The following is a 19650-nucleotide window of genomic DNA, read 5'->3' on the forward strand; positions in this document are numbered from 1 at the left end:
AAACACTGGAGCGGTGCGTGGACGCAGAGTTGCCCGAGCGGATTTCCGAAGCCGAACACGCGGTGATGGAGGCGCTTTGGGATGAAAGTCCCCTTACGGCCCAGGATGTCTGCAAGCGAGTCTGCGAGACCCGGGACTGGAGCCTGCCAACCGTCAAGACGCTGCTCTCGCGTCTGGTGGCGAAGCGGGCGCTCGACACCGAGGCTGATGGCAAACGGTTCCTGTACACGCCGCGCATCCGGCGCGCGGATTACGTAGGCGCGGAAAGCCGCCGTCTCGTCGATCGCCTGTTCGGCGGACGAGCAGCGCCTCTGTTTGCACACCTCGCCGAGAGCGAGGCTCTTACGGACGACGACATAGCTGAAATCGAAGCCCTTCTGAGGGAGCTGAAGTCATGATCGATTGGCTTACCGATACGCTCGTCGCGACGGGTGTGCTCATGGGTCTGGTACTGGCTGTCCGGCGGCCGGTCGCGCGGTGGTTCGGGCCGGGCGCGGCCTACGCCCTCTGGGCCTTGCCGATGATACGGCTTGTCATCCCGCCCCTGGTGGTGCGCCCGGAATTCGTTGCCCATTTTGAGCTTGCGCTCGATACCATCGGGGTGGGGAGGGGCGGCGGGCCGGCGGGGGAGGTTTTGCCTGCGGCAGGAACGCTGCCTATGACGGGCACCGCACTGGCTGAGGGCATTGCCACACCCGTTGCAGAGCCCTCGTTCTGGTCTCAGGTGGACTTCGGCGCCATCGTCGCCGGTGTCTGGCTGAGCGGTGCTGCAGCCTTCATCATCTGGCGGGCTTTGACCTATCGCGGAATGCGCCGCGATCTGCTGGAAGGCGCGAAGCTGGTCGCCCGGGCCGACGCTGTCCGCATCGTCGAGACGCCGGCGGTGCGTGCGCCGCTCGCGTTCGGCATCTTCGACAAGGTGATCGTGCTTCCGCAAGGCTTCCTCGCCGGCGCCGACTGCGAAATATCGGATTTCGTCATCGCGCACGAGTTGGAGCACCACAAGGGCAATGACCTGCTTGCCCTCATACTCATGCAGCCGCTGTTCGCGCTGCACTGGTTCAACCCCCTTGGCTGGTCGGCCTGGCGAGCCGTTCGCGCGGACCAGGAGGCGTTCTGCGATTCACGCGTGATGCTTGGTCGCAGCCGGGCGGAGAAGGCGCGTTACGGCCGCCTGATTGCTTCCATGACAGGCGACGCCCGGTTGAGCCTGGCTGCGCCTATGGCGGGGCCGCTGTCATCGGGGAAGCCGATCATCCAGCGCCTGAAGGCGCTCGCCGCCAAGGAAGTCCCGATGACGCGGCGCATCCTCGGCCGCAGCCTCTTCGCGGCCGCCGTCATCGGGGTGCCGGCAACCGCGACTGTCAGCGAGGCGGAAGCGGAGGATCCGGGACTGGCCATGGGCGCTCGCTTCAGTTCGGACGCTGACCCGGCCGTGCCCGCTCCCGACGCGACGATGCCTGCTCGCGAGGCCGGAGCGATCCCTACGGGAGAGGCCGTTGCTGCGCCGCAATTCGTAGCATCCGTCGTGGCGGAGCCTCCGCGGCACTACCGTGCGAACGGCGTTCCCGTGGCCCCTGTTCCTCCGCTGCCCCCTGTTCCTCCGGTTCCTCCTGTGCCGCCTGTTCCGGCCGTGCGAGGCATCCACATGGAGGCCGAGGCATCGCTGAAAGCGGCGCGCATGGCCGGGGAGCAGCAGGAACAAGCCCAGCGGCAGGCCACGGCCGCACTGAGGCGCGCGTCCCATTCGCTCGACTATGCCTTAAAGGCGCAAGGTTACGCTCTGCAAGCTCGGGCGCGAGCGCCGCGCGTCGAGGAAACCGTTTCGGCTGACGGCAGGAAGCGCTCCCTCAGCATCGTCCAGCAGGATGGCGGCCGGACCCTCCACAGGACGATGGTCGTGGATGAGGATTGCCCCGCCGACGGCGCCCGGCATACTCACACCCCATCACCTAACAGGAATGAGATGATCATCTGCACAGGTGAGCCGAAGGCCGCCCGGGTGGCTGTCCTTCAGGGCCTGCGCCTTGCCCGTGCCTCCATCGCTGCAGACAGGGCGCTCGCCTCAACCATACGGGCGGAAATCGTGGCCGATCTGGATAGGGAACTGGCGGAAGCCAGGCGCTGACGTCGGGGAGCCCGGGATGAGCTCTCCCGCGTTAGCAAAATGACGGGCCGCCGGGGGAATCAGTTTTTCGGCGCGGGTTGCTTCGCCTCGGGTTCCGACTTGTACGCGATCTCATCTCCGGACGTGGTTTTCTTGCGCGACTTGGATTTCGTCTCCGCTGCCTTCATCTCAGTCAGCCGCGCCTGAACAACGCTGGCGGGTGCGGGGGATGCCGGGTATCTGCACCCCATCGTCTTCCCAACGCCTTTAAGGAAGCCCCGGCGCGTCAGGCCGGCCTGAATTGCCGCATTCACCTTGCGGTCCTGGGCATTGGCACCCGAGACTTCGCGTATCAGCCCCCGGAATGGGATGAACGACGCGACTACCCACTTGCCGACGCGGCCGGCGCTGATGCGGTCCCGCTCGCTGGCGGGAAGATCGATGTCGGGGCCGAGAATCTCGTCGAGTTCCTGAATCGCCCCGGCGATCTGCCTGCATTTGCCAAGCCCCTCCAGCGAATAAGGCTCGGTTGAGGCCTTGATCAGCAGCGGCGGTATCTCATCGTCGCGGCCTACGTTGAGGTCCGTGATCGGCGTCTTGGCCACATCCATGGCGTCCGGGTCGCGCGAAGTGATCGGCTTGTCGTCCTGACTGGCCATGGCCGGCGTGATCATCATTCCGGCCACCACGGCAGCGCTTAGCCATCTGCGGCTCATTCCCTGTTCTCCTTCGGAAGCCGAAGACTACGGCTTCAATATCCTGTGTTACTGTCTTGAAAACGTGTCACAAGCATCCTCGTTCCCGGTGTCCAGGCCCCGCTTCAGCCAGCGCATGCGCTCGGCGCTGGATCCGTGTGTGAAGCTCTCCGGATTGACGGCCTGACCCGCGCCTCGCATCAGCGCATCGTCCCCGATGGCGCTTGCGGCGGTCAGGCCTTCTTCCATGTCCCCGGGTTCGATGAGATCGCGGTTTCGCCCCGCCCAGACGCCGGCATAGCAGTCCGCCTGCAACTCCATGCTGACCTGCAGCGCATTTTCCTGAGCGGGGTTCTGACGTTGTGCCTGCCGCACCTGCTGGTTCACGCCGGTGATATGCTGCACATGATGTCCGTATTCATGCGCGATGACGTAGTAGCGGGCGAAGTCTCCCTTGGCGCCCAGCTGCTGTTCAAGCTGGTCGTAGAAGCTGACGTCGATGTAGATACCCTGGTCGGCGGGGCAGTAGAACGGCCCCATCGCGCTCTGCGCAGCCCCGCAGCCGCTGCGCGTCCCGCCGGTGTAGAAGGTCAGGGTGGGCTGCTCGAAGGGGATGTTCGCCTTCTGGAACAGCGGTTGCCAGGTGCGGTTCAACGAACTCAGCGCATTGCAGGCTTCAAGGGAATAGGCATTCGATCGGCAGATCTCGCTTGCGGAGCGGTTGGCGGTCTCCTGCGGCGTCGTCGCCGGGCCTTGCTGCTGCTGGACGCTTTCGATCGTGCCGAGCATCTGTCCCGGGTCCACGCCGAAGACGAGGGCGCCGATGAGCACGATGATGAGCGTCCCGCATCCGAGCTTTCCGCCGCCGACCAGCGGGAATCCCCCGCTGCGGCCGCCTTCGGTGACGCGGATGCTGTCGGGATCGAAATCGTCTAGCCGCATGCTGGTGCTATCCTCTTCTGGTGCGGGAGCCCGGCATGTTCCCGTCCCAGGATCAATTCTTCAGCCATGAACCTGTTCCTTGAAGACAGGCGGTGTGGCCACCATGCTTCAGGTTGAGTGCAAACGGGAAAAATGCTGCGGTCGGCCCTTGGAGGAGGCGATTTTTGCAACCGCGGCGGGATTCGTGTCGTATAGGGCCAAAGCGATGAACCGGGCGATCAGGGCAGCAGGGGACAAGGTGTGGAGAGCGGGCGTTTGCGCCGCGCTTGCCCTTGCCGTCGCCGTGCCCGTTCCCGCGACTAGCGCCAGCAGAGGCGATCGAGAGATCGAGGACCGCCTTCGATCCCACATCCAGATCCTGGCGAGTGACGAGTACGGGGGCCGTGAGCCGGGCACCGACGGCGAGGCCAAGACGCTGCGATACCTGGCACGACAATGGTTCGACATCGGCCTCGTGTCCGGGACGAATGATCCCGGGAATGAGTGGTTCGCACCTGTCATGATCGTTGCGCATCAACCCGGGAAAGGCACGGCGCAGTTCTTCCGCAAAGGCTACCGCACCACGCTGGCGCCTGCCGATGTCCTCGTTTTTACCTCCGGCCGGCGGGCCCTGGTGCGCAGCGCGCCTCTGCTGTTCGTGGGGCGCGCCCGAAACCGTGATTTCACCCGAACCGAGCTTGCCGGGCGCATTGCCGTGCTGCTCGAAGGCGATACGCCCGACAGCGTGCGGCAGAACGATCTCCTCGCGATGGGAGCGTCTGCCGTGCTCACGGTGCTCGACGGCGAACGAACGCTCGATCAGGTGGCGAGCCGTCGCCGCCAGTCCGGCTATGCTCTTTCGGACGAATCGCTTGGAGGCGATCTGGAGGCGTTTGTCGGGCGAGCGACGATGGAGACGCTGCTGAAAGGCACCGCGCACTCGCTCGACGCGCTTGAGCAGGCCGCTGACCGGGATGATTTCGCGCCGATGGTCCTCGATCTGACCGCGACCCTCGAGGCGCGGACGGATGAGACGACAATTCGCACGCACAACCTGATCGGCAAGCTGCCGGGCCGCAACAAGCAGGCCGGCGCTGTGCTCTTCGTCGCGCACTGGGATCATTTCGGGAAGTGTGGCGCCGGCGATGCGAAGGACGCGATCTGCAATGGCGCCATAGACAACGCCAGTGGTGTGGCGGCGCTTACGGAAGTGGCGCGGCGGCTTTCCCGGGGCGGCCAGCTGGACCGGGACGTGTACTTCCTTGCGACGACGGCCGAGGAACTCGGGCTGCTGGGCGCTCACGCATTCGCCGACAATCCTCCGATACCGCTGGAAAGGATCGTCGCCGCCTTCAACATCGATTCGGTGGCAATCGCCCCGAAAAAGACGCCGTTCGCCATCGTCGGCAGGGGAATGACTACGCTCGACAAGGATATCGCGCGCGTGGCCAAGGCCGAAGGTTTCAGCCTGAGCGACAGCAACGCGGCGAACGAATACGTCAAACGGCAGGATGGATGGGCCTTGTTGCAGCACGACGTACCGACGGTCATGGTGACGACCGCTTACGGTGAGATCGAGCGCATGCGGGCATTCTTCGATGGCGATTACCATCGACCGAGCGATGACCTGTCCCATCCTCTCGAACTCGGCGGGGCTACCGAGGACGTGAAGATGCTCACGGCCCTCGGACGGTGGTTTGCCGACACCCGCCGCTTTCCCGAAACACCAGCGCAACGCTGAGCCGCGAGGGCGCAGCCGAAGCTCGGCAACTTCCGCGCCCCGTCTCTGGCGTGTAGCCGGCAGGCCTTTTTCCGGATCGGAAGTTGCGGAACCTTGAAATTCCGTGCCAACTACCCCTAGCGGTAACCGGCCCCTTTGTTTACATGGGCCGCCACGATTCTCCCTTGAAGCATTTTGGTGGCGCACATGGATATCCAGCTCGGACTTACTTTCGACGACGTACTTCTGCGTCCGGCCAAGTCCGATATCGTGCCCACTCAGGCGGATACCCGTTCGATGCTCACCCGCAGCATCGGCCTCAATATTCCGGTCATCTCCTCGGCCATGGATACGGTCACGGAAGCCGACATGGCGATCGTCATGGCGCAGATGGGCGGCATCGGCGTTCTGCACCGCAACCTCTCGATCGAGGAACAGGTCGCAGCGGTGCGCCAGGTGAAGCGCTTCGAGAGCGGCATGGTGGTCAACCCCATCACCATCAGCCCGGAAGCCACGCTGGGCGAAGCGCAGGCCATGATGATGGCGCACAAGATCAGCGGAATCCCCGTGGTGGAGGCCTCGGGCAAGCTGGTGGGTATCCTTACCAACCGCGACGTGCGCTTTGCCGACAACCCCGCGCAGCCCGTGCGTGAACTGATGACTCACGAGAACCTCGCGACCGTGAAGGTCGGCGTCGGTCAGGACGAGGCGCGGCGCCTGCTGCATGCCCGCCGTATCGAGAAGCTCCTGGTCGTCGACGAAGCCTTCAAGTGCGTCGGCCTCATCACCGTGAAAGACATCGAGAAGGCCGTTCTCTTCCCGGAAGCCACGAAGGATGAAGCAGGGCGCCTGCGCGTTGCGGCGGCCACCACGGTTGGTGACAAGGGTTTCGCCCGCACCGAGGCGCTTCTTGCCGCCGAATGTGACGTCGTAGTCATCGACACCGCGCATGGTCACAACAAGGATGTGGCGCTGGCGGTGGAGCGGGTGAAGAAGCTCTCCAACTCCGCCCAGGTGATCGCCGGCAATATCGCCACCGCCGAAGCGGCCAAGGCCCTTATCGATGCCGGCGCGGACTGCGTGAAGGTGGGCATCGGACCGGGTTCTATCTGCACCACGCGCATCGTCGCAGGTGTCGGCGTGCCGCAGCTGACCGCCGTCATGGAAGCGGCCGAGGAGGCCGACAAGGCCGGTGTACCGGTGATCGCCGACGGTGGCCTGCGCACTTCGGGTGACGCTGCCAAGGCTCTCGCCGCCGGCGCCTCGACCATCATGGTCGGCTCGATGCTGGCCGGCACCGAGGAAGCGCCGGGCGAGACGTTCCTTTATCAGGGGCGTGCCTACAAGTCGTACCGGGGCATGGGCTCGGTAGGCGCTATGGGTCGCGGGTCGGCGGATCGCTACTTCCAGGGCGACATCAAGGACCAGATGAAGCTGGTCCCCGAAGGTATCGAAGGGCAGGTCGCCTACAAGGGCCCGGCGAAGGACGTGATCCACCAGCTTGTGGGCGGCATCAAGGCGGCGATGGGCTACACCGGATCGCCGACGATTGACGCCTTGCGCAAGAACTCAAAGTTCATTCGCATCACGAACGCGGGTCTTCGGGAAAGTCACGTTCACGACGTGACGATCACGCGCGAAGCGCCCAACTACCCCACGCGCTGAGCGGCTGAGGCACACGGGCGATGACCCCCGCCGCCCGCGTCCAGGCTGCCATCGAGGTTCTCGACCTCGTCATCGAAGCTGCACGCTCGAACGGGGCACCTGCCGACCGCCTCATGGCGGAGTGGTTCCGGGCGCGTCGCTGGGCGGGGAGTGGCGACCGGCGCGCGGTGCGCGAACTCGCCTATCGCGCCATTCGCGCCTGCGGCGAGATCCCTGTGACCGGCCGGGCGGCAATGGTGCGCCTGGCTGCTCTGGACGAGCAGGTGGCGGCCTTGTTCGACGGCTCGCGGCATGGACCGGCACCGATCCGGGACGACGAACCGGGCGCCCCATCCGGCGTGGCACCGGCATGGCTGGTGCGGCGGCTCGCCGATAGCGGCCTCGAGGACGAGGAGGCTGCAGCGCTGCTGGACCGTGCGCCTCTGGATATTCGCCTGAACACCTTGAAGGCGGGCGCGCAGCCTTTGCCCGAAGGCGGCGAGAAGACAGTGGCCGCCAATGGCTGGCGCTATCCGCCAGAAACCCGAATCGAGCCTTCCCGCGCCTATCTCGAAGGTGTGATCGAAGTGCAGGACACAGGCTCCCAGCTGACGTGCGAGGTCGTCGGCGCGCGTCCCGGCGAGACGGTCGTCGACTTGTGCGCCGGTGCCGGAGGCAAGACCCTCGCGCTTGCCGCCGCCATGGAGAACCAGGGCCGACTGATCGCCTGCGATGCCGATCGCGCGCGGCTGTCCCGCCTCGCGCCGCGTGCCGAGCGGGCGGGGGCGCGCAACATCGAGACGATCCTGCTGGACGCCAACCGCGAGTTGGAGGCGCTGCAGCCATTTCTCGGCGCCGCGGACGCCGTGCTGGTCGATGCGCCCTGTTCCGGAACGGGCACTTGGCGCCGCAACCCGGAAGCACGCTGGCGGCTGACCGAAAAGCAGCTTGAACGATACGTGGCGATCCAGTCCCGCCTCCTCGACGTGGCGGCGGGACTGGTGAAACCGCGTGGGAGACTGGTGTTTGTGACCTGCTCGCTGCTGGATGCAGAAGGGGCGGACCAGGCTGCAGGCTTCCTGATGAGGCATCCCGGCTGGGAAGTGGACCGCCCAGGGCTGCCTGTCGGCGTTGCACGCGGAGACGGCGTCCGCCTCTCGCCATGGCGCGATGGCACTGACGGCTTTTTCGTCGCGCGCTTCTCCCGTCTGTGATAGCGCTTCGGCCATGATGAGGACGAATACCTCGGCCAAGGACCTGGTGATGCGTTATACGCCTGTTGCTGTCGCTCTTTCCCTTCTCGCTGCCACGTCCTCAAGTGTTCTCCTTTCGCAGCCTCCCGAAGAGCTGGATTCCCGGGCTGTAGCCCTTCTCGGCGAAGGGCGGGCCGCATCCGAAGCGGGGGATCTCGACGCCGCGATCGACGCGTTCGAAGCCGCCCTCACGGTCGAACCGGGCAGCGTGGCGGTGCTTCTGCCGCTGGCCGATGCAACCCGTCGCCAGGGACTGCAGGGCAAGGCGCTGCATTACTACCGCGTGGCGCTGAACCGGGACCCGCGCAATGTGGCGGCGCTGGCGGGTGAGGGAGTGGCGCTTGCGGAGAAGGGCGCGACGGAGAAGGCGGCCCGCAACCTTGCTCGTCTCCAGACCCTCTGCGGTGCGACCTGCGCCGAAACCCAGGCGCTCGCTACCGCCATCGCGAAGGGGCCGACGGGGACGCGGATGGTCACGGCTGAAGCGGCCGCGACCAAGCCGATGTCGGAGAACTGAGCCCCGGCCGGGGCGGGCCTAGATCAGTGCGCGGAACTCCTCAAGAACAGCACGGTACACGCGCTTCTTGAAGGGGATGATGATGTCCGGCAGCAATTCGGCCTCAACCCATTTCCAGTCGCAGAATTCGGGAGGCTGGTGAGCATCGAGCCGAATGTCGCTGTCGCTGCCGTCGAACCGCGCCAGGAACCAGTGCTGGCGCTGGCCGCGATACTTTCCCTTCCATAGCTTTCCTACGAGTTCGGGCGGCAGATCGTAGAGGAGTTCTTCGCGCGTCTGGGACAGGAGCTTGACGTGTTGCTCCGTCACGCCGGTCTCCTCCCAAAGCTCGCGGTAGGCGGCCTGCCTGAGGTCCTCGCCTTCGTCCACACCGCCCTGGGGCATCTGCCACCAGTCCCCTTCGATGTTGTCGATGCGTTTTCCGACAAACACCTTTCCATCGGCGTTCACCAGCATCACACCTACGCAGGGACGGTACGGCAAGGACGACGGATCATTCATCGGCATGGATTTTCCAAGTAAAGAGGGGCCGGGCGGTACCGAACGGCCGCTCGGGAGTTGGGGAGAGCATGGCCGAACGATGCCGGCTTGACTAGCCGCTATCGCAACCCGAGGCGTGTTTGTGATAAAGATCGCAACGCTTCGACTGCAGTTGAGAAATGACGTGCAACTTTCGGGTCGGAATGGATAATTTAACTCATAGCCTCGTCGGTTGGGCCATGGCGGAAGCCGGCCTGAAGCATCGCACCCGCAAGGGGCTTGCAGGCTGCATCCTGGCGGCGAACATGCCGGACATCGACGTATTCTTCGGCTGGGCCTCGTGGGCGCCGCTCGCGATGCATCGAGGCTTCACGCATGGGCTGGTGGGAGGCGTGCTGATCATGCCTCCTGTCCTGGCCCTCCTTCTGTGGCTGCTGGACCAATGGCAGAGCCAGCCGGGCCGGCAGCATGCGTCAGGCGTGCCCATGCACGCCGGCTGGCTGGTGGCGATCTGCTACCTGGGTGCGCTGACGCATCCTTTGCTGGATCTTCAGAATACTTACGCAGTCCAACTTCTTTCACCTTTCAGTTCAGACTGGTTCCACACGGATGGCCTGTTCATCGTATCGCCCTGGATGCTGTTGATGCTGGCTGCCGGGATCGCGCGCTCCCGCTCGACGGGACGGAGCAGTCCGGCCCTTCAAAGCCTGGCCATTGCCGCCGCCTTCATCGCAACGAACATCCTTGTTTCGGGTCAGGCCCGCCAGTCCGTACGGGAGCGGCACGGCAATCAGACGGAGCGCATCTTCGCCGCGCCCGAGGCTCTGTTGTTCTGGAGGCGAAATCTTGCGTGGTGGAACGACGGGCGAATATTCCACGGTTTCTACGATCCTTTGGGCAGGGGCCTGAGAATGCCGCGTTCGGCGGTATCCTATCCGGACAATATGAGAGATCCCGCCGTAATTGCGGCCACCAGAGCCTCCCCGGAGGTGATCAAGTTCCTGGCATGGTCGCAGTTGCCCTTCGCTCGGGTGGAGCGCCGTGGCTGCATGGCCGTCGTGACATTCGGCGATGCCCGGTTCAGCGATCTGCCCGGCCGCTCCGGATTTACGGCTTCTGCCGAGGTTCCAGCGGATCCGGAGTGCCGCTTTCGTTGATCTCCTCGACTGCGGCGACGGTCGCAGAAGCGGTGCGGCGCAGGAGGGCGCTTCCAAGGAACGCCCAGCCGGCCCCGCCCAGCCAGCCGGCGATCACGTCGGTTGGCCAATGGACCCCGAGCCAGACACGACTCCAGGCGATCGCAAGGCTGAGGGCCATGGCGGCGGCCACCAGCGTTGCCTTGACTGTGCTTCGTTCGGCCATGGCGGCGAAGGCGAGGGCGGCCGAAATGTACACGACTGCGGAGTTGAAGCTGTGGCCGCTGGGAAAGCTGTGTCCGCCCGCTTCCATCAAATGCGGCACGATGTCCGGCCTGTCGCGCCCGACCAGCCCCTTGACGAGGCTGTTGACCAGCCACCCCGCCGCCACAGTCAGGGTCAGCAGGGCAGCTTCGCGGCGAAGTCCCATGAAGAGAAGCGCGATGGCGCACCCCACCGCGAACAGGTTCCGCAGGAGGACACCGCCGAGCGCGGTCACGTCACGCACGGCTTCGAGCAGCCGGGCGGATCCGAGCGGACGCAAGGTGTCGCCTCTCCAGAACAGCAGCCCCGTGCTGTCGAGCGCTTCGGCATGTCCGCTGTGCACGGCGAGAACCACACCGAAGAAGCCCAGCCAGCAGGCGGCAGCGCAAACAAGGGCGGTGCCCTGACGCGGAGGGCAAATTCGAGAAGAAGCGGTCATCGTCTCGGGGAACGCAGATTCCAGGCAGGCGTTGCGTGCCCATGAACTCACCCGCCATCGTATGGTTCAGACGCGATCTGCGTCTTGCCGATCAGCCGGCCCTTACCGAGGCTGCCCGGAAGGGCCCCATCATTCCCGTCTACATCTGCGACGATGAGACCGCGCGTCATCGCGCGATGGGTGGGGCGTCACGCTGGTGGCTGCATCAATCACTCGAAAAACTGGATATGGATCTGCGCAGCCTGGGATCGAGGCTGATCGTCCGGTGTGGCCGAAGCGATGAGGTGCTCGGCGCCCTTGCGACCGAGTCCGGTGCGGAGGAAATCCACGCCCTGCATCATTACGAACCCTGGTGGCGGAACGCGGAAGCAGCCGTCGCCCGGAAGCGAAGGCTCTGTCTGCACCACGGCAACTACCTGGCGCCGCCAGGATCCGTGACGACCGCGACGGGCAATCCCTACAAGATCTACACGCCTTTCTGGCGCGCCCTGCGGGAGCGGATGCCCCCGCCGCCGCCCCTGCCGAGGCCGACAAATCTCCCGGCTCCGAAAACTTGGCCTAAGTCCGAAGCGATCGCGGACCTGAAGCTCCTGCCGCTGCGCCCCGATTGGGCCGGTGGCCTGCGCGATACATGGGAGCCCGGTGAAGCGGGCGCGCATGAACGCCTGTCCGCCTTCCGGGAGGCTGTGGCCACTTACGAAGCCCGGCGGAATTTGCCGGGCGAGGAAGGGACGTCGATGCTGTCGCCTCACTTGCACTTTGGTGAGATCTCGCCGGCGCAGGTCTGGCATGCGGTGGCGGAGGCGGGCGGCTCCACCGATATCTTCCTTGGTGAAGTGGGTTGGCGTGACTACGCCCAGAACGTCATCCTGCAGTACCCTGACTACGGAACCCGGCCCGCCCGCGACCCGTTTGCTCACTTTCCCTGGCGCACGAGCAAGGAAGAGCTGAAGGCGTGGCAGCAGGGCCGGACGGGCTACCCGATCGTGGACGCGGGCATGCGGCAGTTGTGGCATACCGGGTGGATGCACAACCGCGTCCGGATGATAGCGGCAAGCTTTCTCATCAAGCACCTCCTGATTGACTGGAGGGAAGGCGAGCGCTGGTTCTGGGACACCCTTGTCGATGCGGACTACGGCAACAACACCGTGAACTGGCAGTGGACGGCGGGTTCTGGAATCGATTCCAACATGTTCGTCCGCATCATGGCGCCTCTTGCCCAGTCCGAGAAGTTCAATGCGAGCGATTACATCCGCACATGGGTCCCCGAACTGGCGGACCTGCCCGATGGGGAGATACATGATCCGTCGCCCGCACACCGGCCGGCTGGGTACCCGGACAAGCTGATCGACCACCGGGAGGCGCGGGAACGCGCCCTGGCCGCCTGGCGGGACGCGAAGACAGCTTAAGGATAGCGCAGCAGCGCTTGCCGATCCGCGGGATCGTTGTCATGTTCCTTGTATGAACGCACAAACGCCGGGCAGAGGTGGCGAACTGATCGAGGGGGGGCGAGCTGTGGGCGTCGGTCCGCAGTGGCTGGCGAGGCTGTGGTCGGGCGGCGTTCACAAGGTTCTGGATCGGATCGATCGCGGGCTCGAGCGGGGGTCGATATCGGCTACCTTGCCCACGGGCCGGACGCGACTTCTCGGGGGGCGGCAACCGGGCTTCGATGCTGTCGTGGAGTTGAGGAGCTGGCGCGCGCTGCTGCGGCTTGCGACGTCAGGCTCGGTCGGGTGGTACCAGGCCTGGGAAGCGGGCGAGTGGGACAGTCCGGATCCCGTGCCGCTCTTCGCCCTCTTCATGGACAATGCGGTGGCGCTTGGCGACACCGCGCGTGCGCAAGGACCCTGGCGCCTCCTGACGCGGCTTCTCCACGCGCTGAACCGCAATACGCGGCGTGGGTCGTTGAAGAACATCCACGCTCACTACGATCTCGGAAACGACTTCTACGAGACGTGGCTGGGCGAAACCATGATTTACTCCAGCGCGCTGTTTTCGGAGCTTACAGCGGAACCGAACGCGTATAGCCAGTTCGTCAGTACGCTGGATGCGGCGCAGGCGGCCAAGATCGGGGCTATCTGCGAGCGGCTGGACCTGGAGCCAGGCAGCCGTGTGCTTGAGGTCGGGTGCGGATGGGGGACTCTCGCAGCCTTCCTCGCCGGCTCGTTCGATGCGCAGGTCGATGCGATCAGCCTGTCAGAGGAGCAGCTCGCCTATGCCAGGACGCGGTGGGGCGCCGACGGGGCGCGTGTCAGCTTCCGCAAGCAGGACTACCGCGACACCGCCGGACAATACGACGCTATCGTTTCGGTGGAGATGGTGGAGGCGGTCGGCCGATCCTACTGGCCTGCGTTTCTGGACTGCGTAGCGCGCAATCTCAAGCCCGGCGGGCGGGCAGCCCTGCAGCTCATATCCATGCCGGATTCCTTCTTCGAAGGGTACGCCCGAAGTGCCGATTTCATCCAGACCTTCGTGTTCCCGGGAGGCATGCTCATCAAGGAGAGCGAGTTTCGCGCCCTCGCTGCGGAGCGGGGTTTGACGTGGGAGAATCGGGTCGGCTTCGGACAGGACTATGCCCGGACGCTGCGCTTCTGGAGAGCCAATTTCGATGCCGCCGTGGAGGAGGGAGCGCTGCCGCCGGGGTTCGATGAACGCTTCGTGCGGCTGTGGCGCTACTACCTGATGTACTGCGAAGGAGGATTCCTTGGCGGCGGGGTGGACGTTGCCCAGGTGACCCTGGTCAAGCGGCAGGCCTAGCGGAGACGTCCGTCGCCGTTCCACCGAGCCAGCATCGCCTCCAGCTCCGGCTGTTCGAGAAGCTGCTCGAAGGCACAGCCGACAAGTCCGTTCTCCCACCACACCACCTTGGCCTGGCGCGGTTCGCTTTCGGGAAAAGTGAGCCAGCACATCGTGCGTGGAGGGATGGCGCTCATCGCGGTGGCGGAAAAGCCCGCGAGCGACAGGTCGCGCACCGCCGTCTGGAAGCTTTTGGAACCGGAGGGGCGCAGGGTCGCGGGGATGGAGATGCGACTGCGCCGCGCGCTACGGTCTTCCTGCGCAGCGGCGGCGTAACGATCCTGCTGGGTGTAAACCATGTGCTGCCTCAAGCCGGTCCGGCATTTCAAACGCCCGTTGGACAACCGGTGTCCCAGATTGACCTTACCAGCGCCTTATCGTTGCTGGTTAACGGTTTCCCGATGGGCGGTGGGGAAGTCCTCCGCAAGCAGTGCGACCACGCGATCTGCTACCACTTCGGGCGGCTTGACGGAAGCGGGAGCCTCGCCCGGATAGGCGCGCGCGCGCATCGCCGTACGGGTCGCGCCGGGGTTGACGATCGCCACGCGAATTGCGGACACCTTCGCCGTCTCTTGCGCATAGCAGTCCAGCAGCACTTCGAACGCCGCCTTGGTGGCGCCGTAAGCGCCCCAGTAGGCCCTTGGCGCCTGCGCCACCGTCGTCGTCATGCCGATGACCCGGGCGTTTTTGCTCTTCTTCAGCAGGGCATCGAAATTAGCGAGCAGGGCCTGAGTCGCCAGAACATTGGTCGTCAGAGCCTTGTTGAACGCCCGCTGGTCGATATCGGCCACGCTGGTCAGTTCCGGCAGAATCGCCGCATTGATGACCAGTATGTCCAGCTTGCCCCAGCGTTGCTGGATCGCGGTGGCGAGCCGGGCGATGCCGTCCGGTTCCACAAGGTCCACAGGCGCGATCGTGGATGCGCCGCCGGCCTGGAAGATGCGCTCCTCGACTCGTTCCAGGGCCTTGGTGTCGCGCCCGGTCAGGACGACGTGCGCACCCTCGGCCGCGAGCGCGATTGCCGTGGCCTCGCCGATGCCGCGACTCGCGCCGGTGACCAGCGCAACCTGCCCTTCGAACCTGCCGCTCACGCTGCGTTGAGCTCCGCCTCGCGGTCAGCGAAGTCGGTGAGCCGCGTCGGATAGTCGCCCGTGAAGCAGGCATCGCAGAATTGCGGACACTTCGTGGCACGCTCCGCCTCGCCGACGGCGCGATAAAGACCGTCGATGGAAACGAAGGCGAGGCTATCCGCCTTGATGAAGTCAGCCATCGCCTCGGTGTCCATCGTCGCGGCGAGCAGCTTGGAACGCTCCGGCGTGTCGACCCCGTAGAAGCACGAATGCTCGGTCGGCGGGCTGGCGATGCGCATGTGCACTTCGGCAGCGCCGGCATCGCGCATCATTTCGACGATCTTCTTGGATGTCGTGCCGCGCACGATCGAATCGTCGATGAGAATGATGCGCTTGCCTTCCACGATGGCGCGGTTGGCGTTGTGCTTGCGCTTCACATCGGCATGGCGGGCTGCGTCACCCGGCTGGATGAAAGTGCGGCCGACGTAGTGCGAGCGGATGATGCCCAGTTCGAACGGGATGCCGGATTGCTGCGCGTAGCCGATCGCGGCAGGAACGCCGCTATCGGGCACCGGGATCACCACGTCGGCGTCGGCAAAGGCTTCCTTGGCCAGTTCCATGCCGATCTGCTTGCGCACCTGGTACACCGAGCGGCCGTCCATCACTGAGTCCGGGCGCGAGAAGTACACGTGCTCGAAGATGCAGGGGCGCGGCGCCGGATTGCCGAAGGGGCGGTGGCTGGAAATCGTGCCCTTGTGATCGACCTGGACGAGTTCGCCGGGTTCGATCGAGCGGATGAATTCGGCGCCGATCACGTCGAAGGCGACCGTTTCGGATGCGAAGACCGTGGCATCGCCGATGCGGCCCATGACCAGCGGGCGGATACCGAGCGGGTCGCGGCAGGCGATCATGCCTTCTGCGGTCATGCAGATCAGCGAGTAGGCGCCTTCCACCATGCGCAGCGCATCGACAAAGCGATCAAGCAGGGTGGGATAGCGGCTGGTGGCGACCAGGTGAATGATCACCTCGGTATCGGAGGTCGACTGGAAGATCGAACCCTTTGATACGAGATCGCGCTTGAGCGTCATCGCGTTCGAGATGTTGCCGTTGTGGGCGATCGAGAAACCACCGGCGGCAAGATCCGCGAAGAGGGGCTGAACGTTGCGCAGGCCCGAACCGCCGGTCGTGGCGTAGCGGACATGGCCGGAGGCCATAGAGCCGGGCAGCGTGTCCACTTCCTTCTGGCTGAACACCTGAGCCACGTGACCGATGCCGCGGTGAGAGTGGAATTCAGCTCCGGAGAAGCTCGTGATCCCTACGGCCTCTTGCCCGCGATGCTGGAGGGAGTGGAGCCCGGCGGCGGCAATTGCCGCGGCTTCCTTGGCACCGATAACGCCGAAAATGCCGCATTCTTCGCGCAGCTTGTCCCCATCGGCATCACGAAAGGGGTGTGTCATGTTCATGGTAATGTCCAGCCCGACTGGCGCGTCAAAACGCGAGGCGCATTTGGATGCGATTGCAGCGAAAAGCAAGGGGGTAGACAAGAACTCGAGACTTGTTCCCAGAGTGAAAAATTTTTCCGGCGCTTGAGGGAGGCGTTTCTCAAAAGAGCGGGCGCGGGCTGGAAAACACCGCCGGGAACCATATGCGCGCCCGTCGCTTGCCAGCGACACCCGCGCATCCTAATGCCTCTTCAATCCCGCGCCTGATCTTGAGACGGACCTCCGCTTGATCCTTTCCCCCTTTGAACTGACCATCGCCAAGCGCTACATGCTGCCCGGCAAGGGCGAGCGTTTCATTGCCCTTGTGGCCGGCATCAGCCTGGTCGCCGTCATGCTCGGCGTGGCCGCGCTGGTGATCGTCATGAGCGTGATGAACGGCTTCCGCGCGGAGCTGTTCGACAAGATCGTCAACCTCAACGGCCATGCCATTATCCAGGCCTACGGCGGCCGGATCGACAACTGGCAGGACGTGCTGGAGGACGTGCGCAAGACGCCCGGCGTAACCCGCGCCTCGCCCCTGATCGATCAGCCGCTGCTGGGCAGCTTCAACGGCCGGGTCGAGGCCGTGCTGGTGCGCGGCAACACGAACGAGGACATCGCCCGCCTCGCGGACAAGGTGAAGGCGGGCAATCTGGCCGAATTGAAGCCGGGCTCCGAGAACGTGGCCATCGGCAAGCAGCTGGCGCAGAACCTGGGCGCGCAAGTCGGCGACGTCATCACGATCATCAACCCGCAGGGCCGCTCGACGCCCTTCGGCACGGTACCGCGCCAGATCGCCTACCGTGTGGCGGCTGTGTTCGAGATCGGCGTCTATGATTACGACAACGCCTTCGTCGTCATGCCCCTGAGCGACGCGCAGACCCTGCTCCTCAGCGGCGATGCTGTCGGCATGATCGAGGTGACCACCACCAATCCGGACAAGGTGGGCGAAATCCTGGCACCGCTTTCGCGCCAGCTGGCCGGCAAGGCCGTCGTCACGGACTGGAGGACGATCAACGCCTCCCTCTTCGAAGCGCTGGCGGTCGAGCGCGTGGCGATGTTCGTGGTCCTTTCGATCATCGTCCTTGTGGCCGTGTTCAACATCCTGTCCTCGCTCATCATGCTGGTTCGCGCCAAGACGCGCGACATCGCGATCCTGCGCACCATGGGCGCCACGCGCGGCTCGCTGCTGAAGGTCTTCGTGACCACAGGGTTCTGCATCGGCGCGATGGGAACCGTGGCGGGGCTCATCCTCGGCTTCGTGTTCCTCTACTTCCGCCAGCCCATCGTTCGCGCAGTCGAGATCGTCACGGGGCAGAACCTGTGGGATCCCTCGATCCGCTTCCTGACGGAACTGCCCGCCCGCTCCGATCCGGTGGAGATCGTCTCGATTTCCGTCATGGCGCTGGTGTTCAGCTTCCTTGCCACGCTCTACCCCGCCTACAAGGCGGCGAGCACCGACCCCGTGCAGGTGCTGCGCTATGAATAAGATCGACGTTTCCCCCACAGACGCCGTGGTCCGCCTGACGGACGTGACCCGCAGCTTCGAGCAAGGCGGCGTGCGGATCGACGTGCTGCGCGGGGTAAACCTGACTGTCCGTCCGGGTGAGATCGTCGCGCTGCTCGGCCCGTCCGGTTCGGGCAAGTCGACCATGCTTCAGGCCATCGGCCTTCTGGAAGGCGGCTTCGGCGGCAGGATCGAGATCGCCGGGATTGATGCCAGCAAACTGGGCAAGGACCAGCGGGCGGCGGTCCGACGCGACCACATCGGTTTCGTGTACCAGTTTCACCACCTGCTGCCCGATTTCAACGCGATCGAGAACGTGGTGCTGCCCCAGCTCATCACCGGCAAGCCGCGCGCTGCCTGCGAGGAGCGGGCGCGCGAACTGCTGGAGGCGCTCGGCCTCGGCCAGCGGCTGGATCACCGGCCGAGCAAGCTTTCCGGCGGTGAGCAGCAGCGCGTCGCGGTGGCGCGGGCGCTGGCCAACCGCCCGCGCATGGTTCTGGCCGACGAACCCACCGGCAACCTCGACGAGGCGACGGCGGACCGCGTCTTTGCGCAGTTCCTTCAGCTTGTTCGCGGGGAGGGCAGCGCCGCCCTTGTCGCCACGCACAACGAACGGCTGGCCGCGGCGATGGACCGGGTCGTGCGGCTCCACGACGGCGTTCTCACCTGAGGGAGGGGACGGAACCGGCGTGGAACTCGCGTTTTCAATCTGCATCACAGGATAGCAGATTGAAGAAAGGACAGCGCCGATGAGCGACACTCCGTCCACCATCGAGACCAGCACAACGCCTTCGCGGGGCTTCGGCTGGAACGACACCGCCGAACTTCACAGGTGCGAGGACGGCGGCGGGCTGTTCCACAACTTCAAGACGATCCGGCGCGGCACCGTGGCCGAACTGATCGCCTTCGTCATGGGGCTGCCTGAGGAAAAGCAGGACGACTATGCCATCGAGAAGGATGGCGATCACACCTTCCGCATCGGTGAAATCCGCAATCTCTATCGCCGCGCCGATTTCCCCGGCGCCTGATCCCACCTCCGACAAGGCCCCGCATGACCAAGGATCCCCGCAACATCGCCGACTTCACCGCGACTCTGTCGAACGGCGAGGAGCAGAGCTTGGCCGACCGGCTGGGCAAGGTGGTGCTGGTGGTCAACACCGCCAGCAAGTGCGGCTTCACCCCGCAGTACGAGGGGCTTGAGGCGCTCTGGCGCAAGTATCGCGACCGCGGGTTCGAAATCATCGCCTTTCCATGCAACCAGTTCGGCGGCCAGGAGCCGGGCAATGCTGACGAGATTGCGTCCTTCTGTCAGGTGAACTTTGGCCTGTCCTTCCCCCTGATGGGCAAGGTCGACGTCAACGGCGCCGATGCCGCGCCGGTGTTCCAGTGGCTGAAGGCCGAGGCACCGGGCGTTCTGGGATCGAAGTCGATCAAGTGGAACTTCACCAAGTTCCTTGTGGACCGGCAGGGGCGGGTGGTGCGGCGCTATGCGCCAACCGACAAGCCGGCCGCACTGGAGAAGGACATCGCGGCGCTTCTGGCCGCTCCGTCCGCCTGAGCCGGGCGGAAAACCGGAGTTTCCCCTGACTTTTGCCGCCGCAGCCCTTGATTGCACGGCAG

Annotated in this window: 20 protein-coding genes; 13 read left to right on the top strand and 7 right to left on the bottom strand. The window is 65.0% G+C overall.

What is annotated here, in order from left to right; translation table 11 throughout:
• Positions 1–17: 17 nt before the first annotated feature.
• Together QOL62_RS02020 and QOL62_RS02025 are read left to right on the top strand one after the other, a co-directional pair.
• Positions 18–398 carry a BlaI/MecI/CopY family transcriptional regulator gene (locus QOL62_RS02020; RefSeq protein ID WP_255400450.1) on the top strand — a complete coding sequence of 127 codons (381 nt, stop codon included), beginning with the start codon at positions 18–20 and terminating at the stop codon, positions 396–398.
• On the top strand, positions 395–2128 hold the full coding sequence (locus QOL62_RS02025) for a M56 family metallopeptidase (RefSeq protein ID WP_283404987.1): 1734 nt from the start codon (positions 395–397) through the stop codon (positions 2126–2128). The genes QOL62_RS02020 and QOL62_RS02025 overlap by 4 nt, the downstream gene beginning before the upstream one ends.
• A gap of 59 nt (positions 2129–2187) precedes the next feature.
• Here the strand turns inward: QOL62_RS02025 and QOL62_RS02030 are convergent, their stop codons facing one another.
• Positions 2188–2781, bottom strand: a complete 594-nt coding sequence (locus QOL62_RS02030) for a hypothetical protein (protein WP_283404988.1) — start codon at positions 2779–2781, stop codon at positions 2188–2190.
• Positions 2782–2871: 90 nt separating this feature from the next.
• Entirely contained in the window at positions 2872–3744 is an 873-nt protein-coding gene (ypfJ, locus tag QOL62_RS02035) for a KPN_02809 family neutral zinc metallopeptidase (protein WP_103728522.1), read from the bottom strand.
• A 205-nt stretch (positions 3745–3949) separates the two neighbouring features.
• Between ypfJ and QOL62_RS02040 the strand changes: the two genes are divergently transcribed.
• From QOL62_RS02040 to QOL62_RS02055, 4 genes are all read left to right on the top strand, one after another.
• Complete coding sequence (locus QOL62_RS02040) at positions 3950–5464, top strand: M28 family peptidase (RefSeq protein WP_283404989.1); 1515 nt, start codon at positions 3950–3952, stop codon at positions 5462–5464.
• A gap of 186 nt (positions 5465–5650) precedes the next feature.
• Positions 5651–7108 carry an IMP dehydrogenase gene (gene guaB / locus QOL62_RS02045; RefSeq protein ID WP_103728523.1) on the top strand — a complete coding sequence of 486 codons (1458 nt, stop codon included), beginning with the start codon at positions 5651–5653 and terminating at the stop codon, positions 7106–7108.
• A 20-nt stretch (positions 7109–7128) separates the two neighbouring features.
• On the top strand, positions 7129–8301 hold the full coding sequence (locus QOL62_RS02050; RefSeq protein WP_283404990.1) for an RsmB/NOP family class I SAM-dependent RNA methyltransferase: 1173 nt from the start codon (positions 7129–7131) through the stop codon (positions 8299–8301).
• Positions 8302–8314: 13 nt separating this feature from the next.
• A complete protein-coding gene (locus tag QOL62_RS02055; protein WP_283404991.1) occupies positions 8315–8857 on the top strand; it encodes a tetratricopeptide repeat protein in 543 nt (180 codons plus the stop codon).
• Between the two features lie 18 nt (positions 8858–8875).
• Here the strand turns inward: QOL62_RS02055 and QOL62_RS02060 are convergent, their stop codons facing one another.
• Positions 8876–9358 carry an RNA pyrophosphohydrolase gene (locus QOL62_RS02060; protein ID WP_103728642.1) on the bottom strand — a complete coding sequence of 161 codons (483 nt, stop codon included), beginning with the start codon at positions 9356–9358 and terminating at the stop codon, positions 8876–8878.
• A 182-nt stretch (positions 9359–9540) separates the two neighbouring features.
• Between QOL62_RS02060 and QOL62_RS02065 the strand changes: the two genes are divergently transcribed.
• Positions 9541–10494, top strand: coding sequence for a metal-dependent hydrolase (locus QOL62_RS02065; protein ID WP_283404992.1), 954 nt, complete (start codon positions 9541–9543; stop codon positions 10492–10494).
• Here the strand turns inward: QOL62_RS02065 and QOL62_RS02070 are convergent.
• Positions 10445–11176: a phosphatase PAP2 family protein gene (locus QOL62_RS02070; RefSeq protein WP_283404993.1), complete on the bottom strand. Its 732-nt coding sequence runs from the start codon at positions 11174–11176 to the stop codon at positions 10445–10447. The genes QOL62_RS02065 and QOL62_RS02070 overlap by 50 nt on opposite strands.
• 41 nt (positions 11177–11217) lie before the next feature.
• Between QOL62_RS02070 and QOL62_RS02075 the strand changes: the two genes are divergently transcribed.
• Together QOL62_RS02075 and QOL62_RS02080 are read left to right on the top strand one after the other, a co-directional pair.
• On the top strand, positions 11218–12585 hold the full coding sequence (locus tag QOL62_RS02075; protein ID WP_283404994.1) for a cryptochrome/photolyase family protein: 1368 nt from the start codon (positions 11218–11220) through the stop codon (positions 12583–12585).
• A gap of 52 nt (positions 12586–12637) precedes the next feature.
• On the top strand, positions 12638–13933 hold the full coding sequence (locus tag QOL62_RS02080) for an SAM-dependent methyltransferase (protein WP_283404995.1): 1296 nt from the start codon (positions 12638–12640) through the stop codon (positions 13931–13933).
• Here the strand turns inward: QOL62_RS02080 and QOL62_RS02085 are convergent.
• From QOL62_RS02085 to purF, 3 genes are all read right to left on the bottom strand, one after another.
• A complete protein-coding gene (locus tag QOL62_RS02085) occupies positions 13930–14271 on the bottom strand; it encodes a PilZ domain-containing protein (RefSeq protein ID WP_103728530.1) in 342 nt (113 codons plus the stop codon). The genes QOL62_RS02080 and QOL62_RS02085 overlap by 4 nt on opposite strands.
• A 75-nt stretch (positions 14272–14346) precedes the next feature.
• Positions 14347–15063 (bottom strand): SDR family NAD(P)-dependent oxidoreductase, encoded by a 717-nt coding sequence (locus QOL62_RS02090; protein ID WP_103728531.1) that lies wholly within the window; start codon positions 15061–15063, stop codon positions 14347–14349.
• Positions 15060–16505: an amidophosphoribosyltransferase gene (gene purF, locus QOL62_RS02095; protein ID WP_103728643.1), complete on the bottom strand. Its 1446-nt coding sequence runs from the start codon at positions 16503–16505 to the stop codon at positions 15060–15062. Before purF ends, QOL62_RS02090 begins: the two co-directional genes overlap by 4 nt.
• A 265-nt stretch (positions 16506–16770) precedes the next feature.
• Between purF and QOL62_RS02100 the strand changes: the two genes are divergently transcribed.
• The 4 genes from QOL62_RS02100 (at position 16771) to QOL62_RS02115 (ending at position 19588) form a co-directional block, all read left to right on the top strand.
• Complete coding sequence (locus tag QOL62_RS02100) at positions 16771–18012, top strand: lipoprotein-releasing ABC transporter permease subunit (protein ID WP_103728532.1); 1242 nt, start codon at positions 16771–16773, stop codon at positions 18010–18012.
• Positions 18005–18700, top strand: coding sequence for an ABC transporter ATP-binding protein (locus tag QOL62_RS02105; protein WP_283404996.1), 696 nt, complete (start codon positions 18005–18007; stop codon positions 18698–18700). The genes QOL62_RS02100 and QOL62_RS02105 overlap by 8 nt, the downstream gene beginning before the upstream one ends.
• A gap of 79 nt (positions 18701–18779) precedes the next feature.
• Positions 18780–19058: a hypothetical protein gene (locus QOL62_RS02110; RefSeq protein ID WP_103728534.1), complete on the top strand. Its 279-nt coding sequence runs from the start codon at positions 18780–18782 to the stop codon at positions 19056–19058.
• A gap of 23 nt (positions 19059–19081) precedes the next feature.
• Positions 19082–19588 carry a glutathione peroxidase gene (locus QOL62_RS02115; protein WP_283404997.1) on the top strand — a complete coding sequence of 169 codons (507 nt, stop codon included), beginning with the start codon at positions 19082–19084 and terminating at the stop codon, positions 19586–19588.
• Positions 19589–19650: the final 62 nt, after the last annotated feature.

The sequence above is a fragment of the Novosphingobium panipatense genome (assembly GCF_900182875.1).
In the GTDB taxonomy this organism is placed as follows: Bacteria; Pseudomonadota; Alphaproteobacteria; order Sphingomonadales; family Sphingomonadaceae; genus Novosphingobium; species Novosphingobium panipatense.